Below are 849 nucleotides of genomic sequence, written 5' to 3'. Positions count from 1 at the left end.
TACGTCGACGACAACCCGATGGTGGGTACGGACGAGTCGGGTCACTGTTCCTGGTGGACGGGTTCGTGCGAGGTGAAGGCCGCCAAGCACGTGGCCAAGAAGGTCAAGCACGCGGTCCACAAGGTCTACCACGCGGCAAAGCACGTGGCCCGCAAGGTGGTTCACGCCGTGAAGCACGCGGCCCGCAAGGTCGTCCACAAGGTGGCGGACGTGTACCGCGCGACGGTGCGGGTGACGCGGCGGGTCTACCACTACACGGTCAGACACGTGAAACGCGTGTATCACGCGGCGGTCCATGCGGTGCATACGGCGTACCACAAGGCATCGAAGGTGGCGCATCGCGTCGTCCACGCGGTGAAGAAGGCGGCGCACAAGGTCGCCCACACGGTGAAGAAGGCGGCGAAGGCGGTCGCGCATGCGACGCGGACGGCGTACCACGCGACGGTCAAGGCGGTGAAGACGACTGGCAAGTTCATCAAGAACCACGCGGCGGCGATCACGTCCATCGTGGTCTCCACGGCGGTCTTCGCCGGCTGCGAGGCAGCGACGTGGGGCGTGGGCACGATCGGCTGCGCTGCTTTGGCGGGTGCGGCGGGCTCGCTGGTCGAGCAGGGCTTCAAGTGCGCCCAGAACGGCGGCGGGGACTGCAGCGCGGGTGCGTTCGCGGGGTCGGCGGTCGAAGGTGCGGTGACGGGCGCGCTGGGCGGCGCGCTCGGCTCCCTGGGCGGAAAGCTCCTTGCGAAGGCGGCTCCGAAGGCGATGGAGGTCGTCGGGGGGCTGTTCGGGAAGGGGGCGACTGAAGCCGGGGACGCCGGGGCTGCGGATGCCACGGATGAGGCGGCTTCTGCG

General features: G+C 68.9%; 1 protein-coding gene. It reads left to right on the top strand.

Translation table 11 applies throughout. The annotated features are described in order from the left end of the window. Positions 1-18: 18 nt before the first annotated feature. Positions 19-849: hypothetical protein (locus OC490_RS49070; protein ID WP_410099286.1), on the top strand; the 831-nt coding region annotated here is incomplete at its 3' end.

The sequence above is a fragment of the Streptomyces sp. STR69 genome, assembly GCF_024519455.1.
Classification (GTDB): domain Bacteria; phylum Actinomycetota; class Actinomycetes; order Streptomycetales; family Streptomycetaceae; genus Streptomyces.
Note: the sequence above shows the minus strand (reverse complement) of the source record. Positions and strands in the feature narration are given on the sequence as shown.